This window comes from Microvirga tunisiensis, from assembly GCF_009296175.1.
Classification (GTDB): Bacteria; Pseudomonadota; Alphaproteobacteria; order Rhizobiales; family Beijerinckiaceae; genus Microvirga; species Microvirga tunisiensis.
This window is the reverse complement of the sequence record NZ_VOSK01000142.1, coordinates 1-16,745: the sequence shown is the minus strand read 5'-3', so window position 1 is coordinate 16,745 and position 16,745 is coordinate 1. Positions and strand designations below refer to the sequence as shown.

The following is a 16,745-nucleotide window of genomic DNA, read 5'->3' as shown; positions in this document are numbered from 1 at the left end:
ATCCGCGCTTCCACCTGCACTTCACGCCGACCTCGGCCTCATGGCTCAACCAGGTTGAGCGCTTCTTTGCCCTGATCACCCAGGAGCGCATTCGGCGGGGCGCCTTCACGAGCGTGCCCGATCTGGAGAGTGCTATCATGGACTACCTGGAGCACCACAATGCCGACCCGAGACCCTTTGTCTGGACCGCCTCGGCCTCAGCTATCCTGGAAAAGGTCGCCCGTGCGAAACAAGCGTTAGAGTCACAACACTAGCCTCGAGAGCCACATACAGAGCGAGTTTGGCCATGCCACGATCCTTTTCCGGCCCCTTTGAGACTGCTGGTAAGAATATGGAGCGAGTGCAGGCAACGCCTAGGTCGGTCCATTATCGACCTTCTCCCCGTCTGGTAGGACAGCAGGCTAAAGCTCTGTTCACCGTTTCGACCATGCCGTCTGCATGACATGCTCCCGCGGCACCGCTGCCATCTCCAAGCGCACCGGCCAAAGCCGCTGAGCATAATGTTTACCCTACGGAAGATTTCCACTGGCCATTTTCGACTTTAGTCGTATGATCCTCTCCGCAAGCTGTCCCATGTGAAAGCTCATGATGAGCGGCCGGAGCACAGCATAATGAACTGCAATGGGGCTCATGATGAGCAATTACCGAGGGCATGACCGCCCTTATCCCAATTGGTTTCCTTATGCCGTCAGCGGCACTTTGATAGCCGTTGCGGTCCTCCTGAAGGCTCAAGGAATTCTTTAGAGACTCGACGGGATAGGCAAGGCTGCGATGAGAGCTTGTGCTCGCTGCCGACTGCAGCTTACCGCTTCCTGGAAGCGGCCGCCTGGGTCGCTTTGAGGGTCGTTTCGACCTTGTCGAGCTTGTCCTCGATTTTATCGAGTTTCGTCAGGATCTGGTAGAGGAGATCCGGGACGACACGGGCATGATCGACGTTCTCGCGGGATGCCTTTGCGGTCGCTTGCGTCGCCTCGATCAGCTCGCGCATTTCCGCCCGGCTCGCGGTCACGGCGTCGTTCGCTGGCGCAGGGCTGGTTTGGCCCACGGCTTGGCTCGTCAAGCCGATGAACAGAAACGAAGCGATTGCCACATAGCGCATTGTCGGGCTCCAGGAGAACGTGAGTAGAGATCTCAAGATGTCGTCAGCAAAGCAAAGACTTTCTTGATGGAATACGGTGATCTCTGTTGAAAGCGGCGAACTCCGGGCTCAACCAGCCCTTCCCTATGCGCCATCATCGTTGCCGAGAGCATCAGCCGAACCGTCATAACCTCTTGTTTAGCGAATCGTGCGGAAAAGGGGATCCGGCTTCCCGCGAAGGACGATACGCGGCTTATGGGATTGAGCATCATTTCGCTCGCCATCAGCAACATGAGTGAGGACGTATCCTCATCAACGGCCCATATGCCGGGCCGAAAGGAGATGCTTTTGCTGTCGCGACTTTACCCCAGGCTTGCAGCCGCTCTTGTCGCCTCCGCCTTCACCCTGTCCCACGCGTTCGCCGCAGGCCCCGACCGGGACGCCAGGGTACGGCAGGCCGTCGACGAAGCGATGAAGCCGGTCATCGAGCAATATGGAATTCCCGGCCTGGCCGTTGCGGTGACGATCGACGGACGACGCCATTTCATCGAGTATGGCCTGGCCTCGAAGGAACCCCGGGTTCCCGTCACGCGCGAAACGCTCTTCGAACTGGGATCGATCAGCAAGACGTTTACTGCAACCGTGGCGACCTATGCCGAGGTCGAGGGCAAGCTGTCGCTGAACGACGGCGTCAGCCAACACATGCCCGAGCTGAAGGGCAGCGCCCTCGACAAGGTGCGGCTCCTGGATCTCGCGACGCATACGGCCGGCGGCTTCCCGCTTCAGCTGCCCGGAAACGTGAAGGATCAAAAGCAGCTCATCGCCTATTATCGCGCGTGGATGCCCAAATACGCTCCGGGGACCTATCGCAGCTATGCCAATCCGAGCATCGGCCTTCTCGGCATGGTCACCGCGCGCACCATGGGCGCAAGTTTCAAGGCCCTTGCGGAACGCCGATTGTTTCCTGAACTCGGGATGCAGCGAACCTATATCGATGTTCCCGCGGCCGAGATGACATCATACGCCTGGGGCTACAGCCGCGACGACAAGCCCATCCGCGTCTCCCAGGCCCTGCTCGCGGACGAAGCCTATGGCGTGAAATCGAACGCCGCCGACATGATCCGCTTCCTCGAGGTGAACATGGGCGTCGGCTCGGTATCGGAGAAACTCGCCCAAGCCCTCCGTGCGACACACAAAGGCTACTTCCGCTCGGGCGAGCTGATCCAGGATCTCATCTGGGAGCAATATCCCTATCCGGTTGCGCTGGACAAATTCATTGCCGGCAACGCGATGAACCAGAAGGCGCATCCTGCGACCGCGATCGATCCGCCCATGGCACCGCGTGGAAACGTGATCATCAACAAGACCGGATCGACGCTCGGGTTCGGAGCCTATGCGGCCTTCATTCCGGACAAGAAGGTCGGCATCGTCATGCTGGCGAACAAGGGGTATCCCAATGAGGCCCGCGTGAAGGCGGCCCATCAGGTGCTTTCGCGCCTGACGGACTAGGTCTCACGATGAGATTTCGTTCGACGACGGCGCATCCCATGGGACTCCGTTCCGCCCAATGCTGCGGCGCCCTCGGCAATACGACAGTATCGGACCGAAGGTTCGCACGATGCGCTAGCACTCGGTCTTCTGTTTCGTCGTGGTGTCGCCGAACTCGTCCGTCTTCTGTTTTGTCGTTGTCGAGCATCCGGTGCTGCCGGTCGTCCCCACATCGCGTTGCTCGATGATCACATTCTTCTGATCCGGGCCCGACGCGGCGCCACCGGCCACCCCACCGATGCCCGCCCCGACAGCTGCACCGACAGGCCCGCCCACGACGGCCCCCGCCGTGCCGCCGGCAATCGCGCCGGCCGCCGCACCACCCTCCTCCGCACAGACCAGGGTCGGAACCGCGACCAGCACCGCGGCAACCGCAAACTTGAGATTAGAGGCACGCATGGCTCTTTCTCCAAACTTTCAAAGGACGCCTTGATAACGGCCCAGGCAGCTTCCCGTTTCAGCGTGGCGGCATTCTCAAACCTCGGCCAGGACCTGACGTCTGCCTCGGGGACCTGACAGCAACCATTCGGTACGATCCCCCGGAAGGAGCAGCCTCGATTAAGTCGGCGTTAATCGGAGAAGGCGGAGACTCGTCTGTCATCTGGGGGAAACCAGAATGCTCTCCGCTTCTCGATCCAGGGCTACGGTCCTTGTCGTCGAAGATGATGCGATTACCCGCGAGCTCCTGGCTCAGCTTCTGCAGACGAGCGGGTTCGAGGTGATGGCTGCACCCAACGGAGAGCGCGCGTTGCTGACCTTGTGCCAGCAAGGTGACGAGATCGACTGGCTCGTGAGCAAGGTGAGCCTGCCAGGGCTCGTCTGTGGCTGGATCCTGAAAGACGAATACCAGAGCCATCATCCCGACCGGCCTGTGCTTCTGATCGCGGCCCAGGATCCCGCCGAGATCCCGTCCGCCCACGCGGTCTTCGTCCCGCCGGCATCCCCAGTCAGAGTTCTCGAAGTCCTGCAGGCTCTGCGGAGTCCGGAAGCGGCTCAAGTCCTCCCATTTCCCAGCTCAAAGGCTGCCTGATCCGTATCGCTTGCAGCCGCAGCCGAACTCTCGGCCTGCTGGTTGGCCACCTTGCCGGAGTGCCGTAGCGATCGCACGAGCACTAACGATCTTGTCACGGCCGTCCGGCATACAGGCGGGATGACCTACTCCCGCGATACCAAAGCCATCTCCGAGTTCACCGGCGAGCCCGTCAGCACCTGGTCCGAGGAATGGAGGGTCGAGACGGAGGCCCGCACCGTCCTCAAGATGTCCAAGCAGGAGCGGGACGTCTTCTTCAACGGCCGGAAGGACGAGAACGGAAGAAGCATCGACCGCGGAGTGATCGGCATTCGTGGGTTGAAGGCGGCTGAGGAGATCAAGGCGACGATGGAGCGGCTGCAGGAGGCCCGCAGCAGGTCCAAGTAACGGACCGGATTCCCAATGACCGCCCCTATTAGCAATAAACAGAAATCATAGCCATATATAGAAAAGGCCGCGCCCAGTCTTTAAACGACTGTGTTCGCGGCCCTTCGAACCGTATTTGCCCCTACGGCTGGCTCGACATAAATCAGATATTGTGGCTGATCAAGTCCAAATAGTTTGCAAATGAACCATCGGGGTGTCAGAATGGCGCGGATATTCTATTGACACATCCTATTCAGACCACGAACGGTCACAATTCGGCCAAAATACTCCACGAATAGATAGGTTCACGACCTTCTTATTTGCCCCTACGGGTCGGACCTTAAAGCGCCCGTTGAAGCGGGCGCTTTCTTTTTTGACGATCCGGCCTCCACTTGCTTTTGCCGCAATCAGGAATCATTCAGTTTTCCTGTGAGATGATCGCACAGGCGTTAAGGCGATTCTTCCGTGATCCCGCACCGAATTCTTCTGGCTCTCGCCCAGTCGCTGCTGGCGCTTCTGCTCATGGCAGGCGCAGCGCAGGCGAAGCCATGCCTCTTCGAGGCCAGGGACCGGATCGGGTCGGTTGAAGGCACGCTGAGCCTTTCCCGCGATGTCATCGCCCCGCTTGAAGACACCTCGTTATACTTCCAGGCCGCGCCCAGTGGCGGCGATGACGATCCGGGGTCCGCCCTGCCCGGCGCCGCGCCGACCATCGTTCTCGATCACGCCCGTCTGATCAGGACATCGTGCGTCTCCTATCCCAACGCACCGCCCTCTCACAGGCCCTGCGCCGCCCCACCGACCGGTCCTCCTCTCGTCTGAGTCCGCCGCTGCGCCGCTTTCGCGCGTGCGTAAGCGCCTGCGTGTGCAGCCGCAGCACACCTCCTTGCTCATGCTTTGACCGACGGTCGAGGCATCCCGGCGCCGAAATTGCAGGCGCCCTGAAAATCAGACGAGATCTCCCATGCCAACCAACGCTCTTCGTGCAGCCGAGGTGAAGCCCGCCATCGGGGCGCAGCAGGCGCCCGATGCATCCCGCCCCATTGCGGTCGATTCGCCTGGCCGTCGGCACCCACTCCTCCGGTGGGCGATGCCGGCTCTCGCCATGGCGGGATGTGCCGGTCTGGCCCTTCTGCTCACCAAGCTTCTGTCCGGGCTCGATCTTTCGACCGTGGCCGCGAGCGCCCTCGGCACACCGCCCCAGCTCATCGGGCTCTCCCTTCTCCTTGCGGCCACAAGCTACGGCGCCCTGATCGGGTATGATGTCTTCGGAATCCGCGCGGCGACGGACAAGGCGGTACCGCTCAAGACCGTCGCCCTCGGGTCGTTCACGAGCTACGCCATCGGCCATACCCTGGGCTTTCCTCTCATGACGGCCGGCGCCGTGCGCTGGCGGGTTTATGGCGGAGCCGGCTTGACCCTGAGCGAGGTCGCGAAGCTCACGGCTGTTGCCGCCATGACCCTGTGGGTCGGCATGGCCGGAGTTCTTGGGCTGAGCGCCGCCTCCGAGCCGCAGGCTCTCGCCTCCCTCGACCATCTGCCCGACAACCTCAACCGTGGCCTTGGCATGGTGCTGCTGGCCGGTCTTGCCGTTTACCTGGCCTGGAGCCGCGGAGGCGGCCGGGAGATCGGCCGAGGCCATGTGCGGATCCGCCTTCCGGGCGGCGGAGCAGCGCTTGTCCAGATCGGCCTTGGCCTGACGGACATATGCGCAGCCGCCGCAGCCCTTTGGGTCCTTCTTCCGCAGGATATCGGCATCGGCTTTCCGGCCTTTGCCGCCGTCTTCGCCAGCGCAATTCTGCTGGCCATCGTCAGTCACGTCCCGGCCGGGCTCGGCGCTTTCGAGGCGGCGATCCTGCTGGCCTTCCCACAGGCTCCGTCAGCCGAGTTGCTGTCTGCCGTTCTCGTCTGGCGGCTCACCTATACGCTGATCCCATTCCTGTTCGCCGTTGTGCTTTTCGCGGTCCACGAAGTGAAACGATCGGATGCAAAGCTCACACGGGCGGCACGGCGCGTCCGCCATCTCGTGCTGCCCTTCGTGCCCGCAGCCCTCGCTATTCTCACATTCATCGGCGGTCTCGTGCTGCTCACCTCCGGCGCGCTTCCCAACGACTACTCGCGTGTGCGTGCCCTGCGGCTTCTGGTGCCTCTGCCCTTTGCGGAGGTCTCGCACCTCGTCGGCAGCACGGCCGGTGTCGTGCTCCTCATCCTGTCCCGGGGGCTGATGCGCCGCCTCTCGAGTGCCTGGAGCCTGTCCATCGTCGTCATCGGCGCCGGGATCGTGGTGTCGCTGGCCAAAGGCTTCGACTGGGAGGAGGCGCTCGTTCTTGGCGCCGTTCTCGCTCTGCTCCTGACCCACCGCTCGGCCTTTTACCGAAGAGCCGGAATTTTCACCGAACCGCTTGAGCCGCGATGGCTGGTCGCCGTGGCCCTCATTCTCGGCTGCAGCATCTGGCTCGGCTTCACGACGTTCCAGGATGTCGATTACAGCCATGACCTGTGGTGGCAGTTCAACTGGCACGACGATGCCTCCCGCTTCCTGCGCAGCAGCCTCGGTGCCATCATCATCGGCGCGGCCCTGTCGCTTTACGCCATGATCCATCGCCATCCCGGTGCCCGGCGGGTGGAGCCCTTGAAGCCCGGAGCGCTTGCTCCCGCGCTGGCCCATGCGGAGCGGGCCGACGCGCATCTCGCTCTCCTGGAGGACAAGCGCTTTCTCTTCCACGCATCAGGCGAGGCCTTCCTCATGTATGCCGTGCGCGGCAAGAGCTGGATCGCCATGGGCGATCCGATCGGGAAGCCCGAACATGCGGCCGATCTCATGTGGCAATTCCTTGAGGAGGCCGATCGGCATGCGGGCTGGCCCATATTCTATCAGGTCAGCCCCGCGCACCTGCCTCTTTATCTCGACGGCGGATTGTCCCTCGTGAAGCTCGGCGAAGAGGCGCATGTAGACCTTGAGACTTTCACGACCGAAGGCAAGGCCGGCAAGGATTGGCGCGCCGCGCTCAACCGCGCCAAACGCGAGAACCTGGAATTCGCAATCATCCCCGCCGCCGAGGTGCCCGCGCATCTCGCCGAACTCAAGAGTGTCTCCGATGCATGGCTGGCTGTACGCGGTGCCGGCGAGAAGGGCTTCTCCATCGGCTTCTGGTCGGAACGCTACATGTCGTATTTCGACGTTGCCGTGATTCGCCGCGAAGGCCGCATCGTCGCCTTCGCGAATATCTGGTACGGCAAGCCCGGAGGCGAGATCACCATCGATCTCATGCGCCATTTGCCGGATATTTCCGGCATCATGGATCTGCTCTTCGTCACGCTCATGCAGGAGGGCAAGGCACGGGGCTATCGCTGGTTCAACCTCGGCATGGCGCCGCTCTCGGGCCTGTCCGACCATCGCCTTGCTCCGAACTGGCACAAGGTTGCAGCCTTCGTTGCCCGTAACGGCGAGCGCTTCTACGGCTTCAAGGGATTGAGGGCCTACAAGGAAAAATTCAGCCCCGTCTGGGAACCGCGCTATCTCGCCAGCCCCGGAGGATGGGCACTGCCGCAGATTCTTCTCGACGTGAGCAATTTGATTTCCGGCAGCCCGATCAAAACCGTCAGCAAAGGGGCCAGACCATGAAGCCGCTCAAGACGATCCACATCCTGACCGTCATGTTGGCGCTCGCCGCCCTGCTGTTCGGAAGCATTCTGCTCGGACGCTCCGCCTGGTCCGCCCTGATGCCGCCCACCATCACCACCATGAGGATCGATGTGGATGAGTTCGGCCCTGTCGATGTTGTCCAGGCGGAGGAACGTCAACCTCGGGGATTGGTCGTTCTGGCGGCGAATGAAGCCGATGCGACAGCGAGCCGACAGGATGCACTCGCGCTGGCGAAGGCCGGGCTGGTGGCCGTGTCGTTCAACTTCGAGGCGTTGCGCGCAGACTTTGCCAAGTCGCCGCCAACCGACGAATGTCACTACGTGTCGGACGATCTCAAGGATCTCGCTCAGGCGGTGCAGCGCAAGCTCGGGCTCCAACGCTATTTCTTTCCCGTAATCGTCGGGCGGGGTGATGGAGCAGCCTTCGCTTATGCCGCTCTGGCACAGGCCCCGGCGAATACCCTGGGAGGCGCCATCGGCATTGGCTTCAAGCCCTTGCTGAGAATCGACAGAACCTATTGCTTCGAGCCGAAGCTGGAGCCAGCAGGCGACGGATACTTCGCCTTGCGCCGGGTGCCCGATCCGCCTGCGCCCTGGCGCGCCATCGCGCCCGAACGCGAGCGCCAAAGCACCGAGGCCTTCCAGGGCAGCGACGGTGACGTGGCATTCGTGCCTGCCGAAGACGACGCCGCAATCCGTGAAGCCTTGATCGAGAACGCCGTCGAACTGGGCAAGACCGGCGAGCGCGGGCATTCGCAGATGCCCGTTTCGATCATCCGGCCCGAGGGCCCTGTGAAAGGGATGGCCGTGATCATCTCGGGGGACGGCGGCTGGCGGGACATCGACAAATCCATCGGCGAGTGGCTGGCACAAAAGGGCGTTGCCGTCGTGGGGCTGGATTCGCTGCGCTACTTCTGGTCCAAGAAAAATCCGAAGGACGTTGCTGCCGATCTCGCCCTGCTGTTCGATCATTACGGCGCCGAATTCGGCACCGACCGCTACGCGATCGTCGGCTTCTCGTTTGGTTCCGACATCATGCCCGACGTGTGGCCGGAACTGCCGAAAACGATCAGAGACCGCGTCGGCGTCGTGTCGCTTCTTGCGCTTGGCACCAATGCCGATTTCGAAGTGACCGTGGAGGGCTTCATCGGCTCAGCCTCCGCCGAAAGCCGTCCCTTGGCTCCTCTCCTGCATCAATTGCCGCTGGACAGGACGCAATGCATCTACGGCACGGAAGAGGCGGACGACAACGAGACCTCCTGCACGGCACCCGAACTCGGCGAAGCGCAGCGGGTCGCGCTGGAGGGTGGGCATCATTTCGACGGCGATTACAGCAAAGCCGCAGAGGCGATTTGGGGGCGGCTGAGCCCGACTCCCTAACGCATCGTGAGGAACCGAACGATGCACCCATCAAGAGGGGAGCATCACGGGACGATCAAGGGAGCCCGCCATCACGACGCCCCCTGTGGAGCGAAGAAGCAGATGATGGCTCGCGTCTTCGGCTCTTCGCAGATGTGAAATTTCGCATCGGGGGACATCTTGGCATAGTCCCGACCGACGAGGCGCCCATCCCAGAGCCTCCAGCCGTCTTCCGTCTCGGTCACGGTCTCGCCTCTGGCCTCGATCAGTTCTCGGCAATCGTGATCATTGCAGCACCAGGTCGGGTACCAGCTATGGGCCAGGGCGGGCGCGCTGAGAAGCCAGCCCGCTACCACGAGTATCGTCCGCCGTCGGCAACCGGCCATCCGGGACAGGCCTTTCCCGAGGAAGCAACTCCCCGATTGACAAGCTCATCCCGGATCTTGGCCCGCGCTACACCGCGCGTCCAGTCCTCTGCCCTAGGCTCAATAAGGCCTCACTCCTTGGGCTGCAGATAGGGCTCGACCTTGCCCTTGAGCTTAATGGTCATGGGATTACCGAAGCGATCCTTGGCATTGCCGGCGGTGACGCGGACCCAGCCTTCGCTGATGCAATACTCGTCCACATTGGTCTTCTCGACCCCGTTGAAGCGAATGCCTACCCCCTTGGCAATCAACTCCTCGTTGAAATAGGGGCTGTTCGGGTTCGAGGACAGGCGGTCGGGAAGCGTGTCGGTCATGCGAAGATTTCTCCAAAGACGGCAATATAGGGCGGCAACCTATCCGCTTGGGCGTCCGATGCCAATTCCGACTCACCTGACGTGACAAGCCCGCCGCAATGCCCTACTTTCGTCGAACTCTTCTAGGGTAAGACGATAATCCGCGGCAAAGCGGAGGCAGATCAGGGAGACGGAGTTGTCCGCAGCGACAGACGGGATTCACACCGATTTTTCAGAAGGCATGAGCTATGGAGACTATCTCCGGCTCGACACCCTCCTCTCCGCCCAATCTCCCCTGACGGCCGAGCACGACGAACTTCTCTTCATCACGATCCATCAGGTGATGGAGCTTTGGCTGAAGCTCCTGAACCGGGAGCTCGATATGGCGCTGGCCCATATCCGGGCGGACGAACTCCAGCCCGCCTTCAAATGCACCGCACGCATCAACCGGATCCAGGAGCAGCTGATCCAGGCCTGGACCGTGCTCTCCACCATGACGCCCTCCGACTACCTGAGCTTCCGGCCGGCGCTCGGCAAATCTTCCGGCTTCCAGTCCTGGCAGTACCGCTTGGTGGAGTTCAAGCTCGGCGCCAAGAACGCGATCAAGATGGCGCCGCACAAGCACCGGAGCGACCTCGCGGACCAGCTCGAAGCCGCCTACCAGGCGCCGAGCCTCTACGATGAAGCCCTGCGCCTGCTGGCGCGGCGCGGCTACGCGATCCCGGCCGAAGTGCTCGACCGCGACGTAACTCAGCCCTACACGGCACATCCCAGCGTCGAGGCCGCCTGGGGGGAGATCTACCGCCATGCGGGCGAGCATTTCGATCTCTACGAACTCGCCGAGGAGCTGGTCGACCTGGAGGACGCCTTCCAGCAATGGCGCTTCCGGCACATGAAGACCGTGGAGCGCATCATCGGCATGCGCAGCGGCACGGGCGGCAGCACCGGCGTGACCTATCTGCGCAAGGCGCTCGAACACTACTTCTTTCCCGAACTCTGGTCCGTGCGCGGCAGGCTGTGACGGGGGAAATACGCAATGCTTGACCTTCGTTCACAATTTTCCCGCTTCCTCAACACCGAGCCGGACCGCCTGCATTTTGCATCCCACAGCCACCATCCCTGGCCGGATGTGACGCGCGACGCGCAGCTCCAAGCCTGGGACGATGCTGCCCGCCTCATCGACGATAAGTGGGAGCATGTCTTAGGACCTGTTCTTGAAGAGTATCGCGGCCATGTGGCCGGGCACCTCAACCTGCCGGATCCGTCGACCATCGCGGTTGCACCCAACACGCATGAATTCTTGAAGCGCATTCTCTCCTGCCTCCCCACGGACCGCCCGGTCCGCATCCTGACCTCGGACGGCGAGTTCCATTCCTTCACGCGCCAGATTGCGCGCCTGGAGGAAGAGCAGATCGTTGCCGTGACGCGTGTGCCGGCGGAACCCTTCACGACCTTCGAAGACCGCTTCTTCACGGCTGCGCAGGAAGGCTACGATCTCGTTTTCGTCAGCCAGGTCTTCTTCAATTCGGGCTTCGCACCGGATGGGCGCAGGCTCGCGGAATGCGCCTGCGACGGCGCCATGATCGTGATCGACGGCTATCACGGCTTCATGGCGCGGCCGACCGATCTCGGCAGCATCGCGGAGCGGGTGTTCTACATCGCGGGCGGCTACAAATATGCGATGGCGGGCGAGGGTGCGTGCTTCATGCACTGCCCGCCCGGATGGGGTCTGCGCCCGCGCGACACCGGCTGGTACGCCGCCTTCGGCAACCTCACCAGTGCGCAGGGCGGACAGGTCGGTTACAGCGGCGATGCCTGGCGCTTCATGGGCGCGACCTTCGATCCCTCGGGTCTCTACCGCTTCAATGCGGTCATGCGCTGGCTTGCGGATGAAGGCATCACGCCCGGCATCATCCACGCCCATGCTAAGGCGCTGCAGCAGCATTTCCTGCGCCGCATCAGTGCTTCGGCCCTGTTCGAGGAAGCCTCGCTCGTGGTACCGGCAGACGAGACACGGCGCGGCAACTTTCTCACCTTTCAGACGCCCGGCGCTCAAGCGATCTATCGCGACCTTGCGGAACTGCGCGTGGTGACCGACGTCCGCGGCCAACGCCTGCGCCTTGGGTTCGGCATCTACCAGACGGAAGAAGAAGTGGACGATCTCGTGCGCCGCATCGACGAGGCAGGCGCGCTGGAGTCCCTTCCCGTCAATACGTCCTCGGCGGCCTGAGGAAGACCGCACTCCGCATTCACCACCCCGTCGAGCGCGCGACGGAACAAAGTTTCCTTGTCACTTGCCTGCATCCGCGAACCTGCCTCCGCCTTTTCGATTTGACATGACGCGGCATGGAGCAGAGCATTTATCCCTGCTCTAGCCCGCACGATGCCATGGTGGCATGTCCGTGTCGGACCCAACCTGAATCCCCGTGCTTCCGACCATCGCGTCGGACAGCCAGTTTCGGAGCCAGGCCATGCCGGTCGACACATATTACGCCAGAAGCGGCGATCTTAGGATCGCCTATCAGGTGGTCGGCCGAGGACCGCTCGATCTGGTCTTTGTCCCAGGGTTCATCTCGAACCTCGATCTTTACTGGGATGAGCCGAACATGGCTCACTTCCTGTCCCGCCTGAGTGCATTCAGCCGTCTCATCCTCTTCGACAAGCGCGGCACCGGGCTCTCGGACCGCCTGGGGAACCTTCCGACACTCGAAGAGCGCATGGACGATGTTCGCGCGGTCATGGACGCCGTGGGCAGCAAGAAAGCCGCCCTCTTCGGAATATCCGAAGGGGGCGCAATGAGCATGCTCTTTGCGGCAACCTATCCTGAACGAACACAGGCCCTGATCCTCTACGGCACCTATGCCGATTTCCACACTTGGGTGCTGCCGCCTGAGCGGTTCGAGCCGTTTCTGGAGAAGATCGACAGGACCTGGGGACAAGGCGAAAGTCTCAGCGCCTTTGCGCCGACCATGATGGCGGATGAGCGATTCAAGCAATGGTGGGCGCGCTTCGAGCGGCTGAGCGCCAGTCCCTCGGCCGTCATCACCCTCATGCGAATGAACAGCCAGATCGACGTGCGCCACATCCTTTCGGCGATCCGCGTGCCGACACTCGTCCTGCATCGCTCGGACGACACGCGGGTCAATGTGGAGGGAGGTCGCTATCTCGCAGCCAACATACCAGGAGCGAAATACGTAGAGTTTCCGGGCATGGATCATGTGATGTGGGCCGGCAACGTGAACCCGCTGGCGGATGAGATCGAGGAGTTTCTCACCGGCACGCATAGCGAGAAGGAACCGGACCGTGTGCTGGCGACCGTCCTGTTCACGGACATCGTCGATTCAACCCGAAAAGCGGAAGCGATGGGCGACCGCGGCTGGCATGCCCTTCTCGACGAGCACGACAGGATCGTCCGCGCCGCAATCGCCCGGTTCAGGGGACGTGAGATCAAGACTCTCGGCGATGGGTTTCTGGCCACCTTCGACGGCCCTGCACGCGCCGTCCGATGCGCGAGCGCGATCATCGACGCGATTCATCCCTTGAGCCTGAATGTCAGATGTGGCGTCCATACCGGGGAGGTCGAGATGAAGGGTGACGATATCGGCGGCATTGCGGTTCATATCGCAGCCCGGATCGCCTCCTTGGCAGATGGCGGTGACGTACTGGTATCGCGGACGGTGCGCGATCTCGTCGCCGGATCCGATTTGCCGTTGGAGGAAAGGGGCGATTTCGCCCTGAAGGGACTGAGTGAGCGCATGCCGCTCTATGCCGTTGCAGCGCTTCAGCGAGCGGGAATGGGCGCTTGATTTGGTGATTGTTCCGACTGCCGCAGAAGAGACGGCAGCGGCAGAGCTTGGCAGGTGAGAGACCATGCAGGAGCCGAATCCGTTGCCACGAATGCATCTGTGGAAGCCCATGCTGATCGATCCGCGCCTTGGCGATGCGGAGGACGACATCGCGAGTACCAAGAGCCGGTCACTCGTTGCCATCGGCGGACGCCTTCTTGCGGAAATCAGCCTTCCGAAGCTCGCCGTCGCCTGGTTCATGCTGATCGGCCTTCCTGCCATCCTCCTGGGACTTGCGCCATTGGTCATTCTGGGATGGGCGACCACGATATCCGGACAGGTGGCGACCGCACTGGCAGGATTCTGGTCGCTGTTGATCGTTGCCGGTCTCATCAGCCTCGCGTGGATCGGCGGCAAGCCTGTGCTGCGCGCTGCCGAACAAAGCTTCTGGTCTCTCAATGCACTGGCCGTTCAGCCCGTCTATGCCCTGTTTCGAGAAGGGTTGCGGCACATCATCGGCAAACTCGCGCCCAATCTCAGGCCGCGCCGCCATACACATCTCTATGCTGTCGCTGCAGTCGGAGGCGGCGTTTTGGTGAGCTCCTTGTCGTTTTGGTTCGTCGTCCTTGCCTGGCCCGCTTCGCGCTGGGTCGGTGAAGCGGGAGACATTCTGGCGCCTTTCCAGCTGATCGTCCCCGCCCTCGCCAATGCCGTGGTCATCATAGGATGCTATGTCACAGGCGCCGCCCTCATATGGGCCCTTGCGGATGGCGCCCTAGGGCGGCCCGCCGATCTCATGGCCTTCGCCGACATGCCGTCCGAGGCCCGGACCTGGCGCGTCGCACATCTTTCCGATCTCCATGTGGTCGGAGAGCGCTACGGATTCCGGATCGAAAGCGGCCGGACGGGACCTCAAGGCAACGAGAAGATACACCGTGTCCTCGATCGACTGGATGCTTTTCACGCACAGCATCCCTTGGACCTTGTGCTGATCACCGGCGACATGACGGATGCCGGCCGGTCTGGAGAGTGGGCGGAGTTCATGGACACGGTCGCGGCTCATCCCGGTCTGGCGGAGCGCCTGTTGATCCTTCCCGGCAACCATGACGTGAATGTCGTCGATCGCGCCAATCCGGCTCGACTCGAGTTGCCGACGAGTCCAGGAAAGCGCCTTCGCCAACTTCGAACGCTCTCCGCGATCGAAGCCCTGCATGGGGACAAGGTTTTCTGCTTCGATTCCGACAAGGGTCGCCTCGGCCCCACTCTGACCGAGAGGCTCGCCCCACACCGGGACGATATCGAGGCTTTTGCCGATACAGGGGGGATCCGCCAATCCCTTCGACTGGCTCAGATCTGGGATGATGTGTTCCCCATGATCGTTCCACCGAAAACGGATGATGGGATCGGCGTCATGCTTCTCAACTCGAATGCGGAAGCACATTTTTCCTTCACGAACGCACTTGGCATCATATCCGCTCTTCAAGCGCAAGATCTCATGGCCGCCATGGAGCGATATCCGCGCGCCGGCTGGATCGTGGCGCTTCACCACCATCTCGTGGAGTATCCCACGCCGGCAAAAGCATTCTCCGAGCGCATTGGCACGGCTCTCATCAACGGCTCCTGGTTCGTCAGGCAACTCCGCCCCTTTGCCGACCGGCTGGTGGTGTTCCACGGGCACCGGCACACCGAATGGATCGGGCAGTCCGGAGGCGTTCGGATCGTCTCCGCCGCCTCTCCAGTCATGAATCCGGCGCAGAACGGCAGCGTTTCATTCCTCGTGCACACCCTTGCGGTCAGCGGCGGCGAGCTGAAGCTCGCCGCACCGGAGCGAGTGGAGGTCAAGCTTCCGGACGAGCGTGATCTGCGGCTGGCAGATCCGTCTCCTCGGGCGGACCCAGTTGGATCGCCAACCATCGGGTCGCTGGATCCTGAGCACAGAAGGTGAGAACGGCAATCGTGATCGGGAGGCCGATGAACGTTCCCGGCAATCCCCATAGGAACGTCCAGAGGAAAATCGAGAGAAGCACGACGAAGGGCGACATGGCGAGCACAGTACCGGATAGGCGCGGCTCGATATAACTCCCAACCACGAACTGGATCACATTCAGGCACGCAAAAACCACGATGACGGCCTGCCAGGTGTCGAATTGGACCATCGCAAGCAACGTCGGAAACAGGGTCGCGATAAACGGGCCGATGAAGGGGATGTAGTTCAACGTGAAGGCGATCACTCCCCACTCCTGGGCGAGCGGCAGACCGAAGAGCATCGCGAAGGCCCAGACGAGCACACCGGTCAGAACGCTCATCATGGTTCGCACAACCATGTATCGCCTGATCTTCGCTGCTGTCTCCTCGCTTCCGGCAAGCAGGACCCGCGCAATACGACGGTTCGGCAGGGTCTCGATCTTCCTCGCAGTCCCTTCGACCTCGAGCAAGCCGATAATGACGTAGACGAGAACGACGAGCCAGAAGCTCAAGGTCGTATTCACCTGGCCGGTGAGCTTCTGCATGAGGCCGACGATCCAGCTGACGTTGAAGTGATCGGCCCAGAGGCTTGCCACGGCGATCCCTTGCTCCTCGAGCCAGGAAGTCATTTGATTGTAAAGCGCCTGGAAGCGGCTCAAGTTGATGAGGATCCACCGCCCGACCCGACTGAAGGCCCAGACGATGAGCGAGGCGAAGCCGCTGAACGCCACCACGAGAAGCAGGACGCTGATCGCCAGGGCAATCAGGCGCGGGATGTAGGCCTGAAGACGGGACTGGAGCGGCCAGACGATCGCGATCAGGAACAGCGAGAAGGCAACAGGAGCGATAACGGCCTCGGCCACATAGATCGCGCTGAGGAAAGCCAGGATCACGAGTGTGATCAAAGCCCAGTGAATCAAGCCAAAGTCAGAGGGTACGCGATGCGTTTCTTCCAAGGGAGCTTGAGGCCGATTCACGTCGTCTCTCCCGGTTCACTCTAGTGTTGTGACTCTAACGCTTGTTTCGCACGGGCGACCTTTTCCAGGATAGCTGAGGCCGAGGCGGTCCAGACAAAGGGTCTCGGGTCGGCATTGTGGTGCTCCAGGTAGTCCATGATAGCACTCTCCAGATCGGGCACGCTCGTGAAGGCGCCCCGCCGAATGCGCTCCTGGGTGATCAGGGCAAAGAAGCGCTCAACCTGGTTGAGCCATGAGGCCGAGGTCGGCGTGAAGTGCAGGTGGAAGCGCGGAT

Annotated in this window: 16 protein-coding genes and 2 pseudogenes; 11 read left to right on the top strand and 7 right to left on the bottom strand. The window is 61.9% G+C overall.

The window, feature by feature from the left end; genetic code table 11:
- Nucleotides 1–254 (top strand): annotated as a pseudogene (locus tag FS320_RS46145) (IS630 family transposase); the annotation flags it as partial.
- Nucleotides 255–802: 548 nt separating this feature from the next.
- Here FS320_RS46145 and FS320_RS25490 read toward each other — a convergent pair.
- Together FS320_RS25490 and FS320_RS25485 are read right to left on the bottom strand one after the other, a co-directional pair.
- Nucleotides 803–1,099 carry a hypothetical protein gene (locus tag FS320_RS25490; RefSeq protein ID WP_152714701.1) on the bottom strand — a complete coding sequence of 99 codons (297 nt, stop codon included), beginning with the start codon at nucleotides 1,097–1,099 and terminating at the stop codon, nucleotides 803–805.
- 32 nt (nucleotides 1,100–1,131) lie between these two features.
- A complete protein-coding gene (locus FS320_RS25485; RefSeq protein ID WP_152714700.1) occupies nucleotides 1,132–1,371 on the bottom strand; it encodes a hypothetical protein in 240 nt (79 codons plus the stop codon).
- A gap of 49 nt (nucleotides 1,372–1,420) precedes the next feature.
- Here FS320_RS25485 and ampC point away from each other — a divergent pair, with 49 nt between their 5' ends.
- The gene (gene ampC, locus FS320_RS25480) at nucleotides 1,421–2,587 is read left to right on the top strand and encodes a class C beta-lactamase (protein ID WP_152714699.1); all 1,167 of its coding nucleotides are present in this window, start codon (nucleotides 1,421–1,423) and stop codon (nucleotides 2,585–2,587) included.
- A 114-nt stretch (nucleotides 2,588–2,701) separates the two neighbouring features.
- Here ampC and FS320_RS25475 read toward each other — a convergent pair whose 3' ends face one another.
- The gene (locus FS320_RS25475) at nucleotides 2,702–3,025 is read right to left on the bottom strand and encodes a hypothetical protein (protein WP_152714698.1); all 324 of its coding nucleotides are present in this window, start codon (nucleotides 3,023–3,025) and stop codon (nucleotides 2,702–2,704) included.
- A 217-nt stretch (nucleotides 3,026–3,242) separates the two neighbouring features.
- On the opposite strand from FS320_RS25475, the gene FS320_RS25470 reads away from it, so the two are divergent.
- The 5 genes from FS320_RS25470 (at nucleotide 3,243) to FS320_RS25450 (ending at nucleotide 9,047) form a co-directional block, all read left to right on the top strand.
- Nucleotides 3,243–3,656 carry a response regulator gene (locus tag FS320_RS25470; protein WP_152714697.1) on the top strand — a complete coding sequence of 138 codons (414 nt, stop codon included), beginning with the start codon at nucleotides 3,243–3,245 and terminating at the stop codon, nucleotides 3,654–3,656.
- 120 nt (nucleotides 3,657–3,776) lie between these two features.
- Nucleotides 3,777–4,043: a DUF7696 family protein gene (locus tag FS320_RS25465; protein WP_152714696.1), complete on the top strand. Its 267-nt coding sequence runs from the start codon at nucleotides 3,777–3,779 to the stop codon at nucleotides 4,041–4,043.
- A 444-nt stretch (nucleotides 4,044–4,487) separates the two neighbouring features.
- A complete protein-coding gene (locus tag FS320_RS25460; protein WP_152714695.1) occupies nucleotides 4,488–4,844 on the top strand; it encodes a hypothetical protein in 357 nt (118 codons plus the stop codon).
- A 142-nt stretch (nucleotides 4,845–4,986) separates the two neighbouring features.
- A complete protein-coding gene (gene mprF / locus FS320_RS25455) occupies nucleotides 4,987–7,647 on the top strand; it encodes a bifunctional lysylphosphatidylglycerol flippase/synthetase MprF (RefSeq protein ID WP_152714694.1) in 2,661 nt (886 codons plus the stop codon).
- Complete coding sequence (locus FS320_RS25450) at nucleotides 7,644–9,047, top strand: virulence factor family protein (protein WP_162003228.1); 1,404 nt, start codon at nucleotides 7,644–7,646, stop codon at nucleotides 9,045–9,047. The genes mprF and FS320_RS25450 overlap by 4 nt, the downstream gene beginning before the upstream one ends.
- Before the next feature lie 71 nt (nucleotides 9,048–9,118).
- Here the strand turns inward: FS320_RS25450 and FS320_RS25445 are convergent, their stop codons facing one another.
- The gene (locus FS320_RS25445; RefSeq protein ID WP_152714692.1) at nucleotides 9,119–9,382 is read right to left on the bottom strand and encodes a hypothetical protein; all 264 of its coding nucleotides are present in this window, start codon (nucleotides 9,380–9,382) and stop codon (nucleotides 9,119–9,121) included.
- Between the two features lie 140 nt (nucleotides 9,383–9,522).
- Nucleotides 9,523–9,765 carry a DUF3297 family protein gene (locus FS320_RS25440; RefSeq protein WP_152714691.1) on the bottom strand — a complete coding sequence of 81 codons (243 nt, stop codon included), beginning with the start codon at nucleotides 9,763–9,765 and terminating at the stop codon, nucleotides 9,523–9,525.
- 175 nt (nucleotides 9,766–9,940) lie between these two features.
- Between FS320_RS25440 and kynA the strand changes: the two genes are divergently transcribed.
- From kynA to FS320_RS25420, 4 genes are all read left to right on the top strand, one after another.
- Complete coding sequence (kynA, locus tag FS320_RS25435; RefSeq protein ID WP_202882894.1) at nucleotides 9,941–10,765, top strand: tryptophan 2,3-dioxygenase; 825 nt, start codon at nucleotides 9,941–9,943, stop codon at nucleotides 10,763–10,765.
- 15 nt (nucleotides 10,766–10,780) lie between these two features.
- Nucleotides 10,781–11,974, top strand: coding sequence for an aminotransferase class V-fold PLP-dependent enzyme (locus FS320_RS25430; RefSeq protein ID WP_152714690.1), 1,194 nt, complete (start codon nucleotides 10,781–10,783; stop codon nucleotides 11,972–11,974).
- 241 nt (nucleotides 11,975–12,215) lie between these two features.
- Nucleotides 12,216–13,550 (top strand): adenylate/guanylate cyclase domain-containing protein, encoded by a 1,335-nt coding sequence (locus FS320_RS25425; protein ID WP_152714689.1) that lies wholly within the window; start codon nucleotides 12,216–12,218, stop codon nucleotides 13,548–13,550.
- A 91-nt stretch (nucleotides 13,551–13,641) separates the two neighbouring features.
- Complete coding sequence (locus FS320_RS25420) at nucleotides 13,642–15,474, top strand: metallophosphoesterase (protein WP_162866303.1); 1,833 nt, start codon at nucleotides 13,642–13,644, stop codon at nucleotides 15,472–15,474.
- Here FS320_RS25420 and FS320_RS25415 read toward each other — a convergent pair.
- Both FS320_RS25415 and FS320_RS46140 read right to left on the bottom strand, forming a co-directional pair.
- A complete protein-coding gene (locus tag FS320_RS25415) occupies nucleotides 15,368–16,387 on the bottom strand; it encodes an AI-2E family transporter (protein WP_338105477.1) in 1,020 nt (339 codons plus the stop codon). The two genes, FS320_RS25420 and FS320_RS25415, sit on opposite strands and share 107 nt — an antisense overlap.
- 104 nt (nucleotides 16,388–16,491) lie before the next feature.
- Nucleotides 16,492–16,745, bottom strand: a pseudogene (locus FS320_RS46140) (IS630 family transposase); the annotation flags it as partial.